Below are 305 nucleotides of genomic sequence, written 5' to 3' on the forward strand. Positions count from 1 at the left end.
GCCTGTTTTTCAAAAACAAATCCGAAACCGAAATGTTTCAGCTTTGCGGCGGCAGACACAAAGAAAATTCGGTTGCGTTCCCTTCTTAAAGAGGTTCTAATAAACTTGTCAAAAAGTTGCACAAAAACACGTCTGCTATGCCGCGCGGGCGGGCAGACGTGTTTTTGTGCCAAGATTTTGCCAGAAAAAGGAGCAACCGCAATGTACAAGATCACTGAAAAGGTCGCGCTGAACCCCACCGTGACAAAGATGGTCATTGAAGCCCCGATCATTGCCAAAAAGGCAAAGCCGGGCCAGTTCATCAT

Annotated in this window: 1 pseudogene; it reads left to right on the top strand. The window is 46.9% G+C overall.

Going from position 1 to position 305, the window contains the following annotated elements:
• Positions 1 to 66 precede the first annotated feature (66 nt).
• Positions 67 to 305 (top strand): annotated as a pseudogene (locus P0G09_RS18220) (sulfide/dihydroorotate dehydrogenase-like FAD/NAD-binding protein); the annotation flags it as partial.

Source organism: Faecalibacterium sp. DFI.5.82, from assembly GCF_029076575.1.
In the GTDB taxonomy this organism is placed as follows: domain Bacteria; phylum Bacillota; class Clostridia; order Oscillospirales; family Ruminococcaceae; genus Faecalibacterium; species Faecalibacterium duncaniae.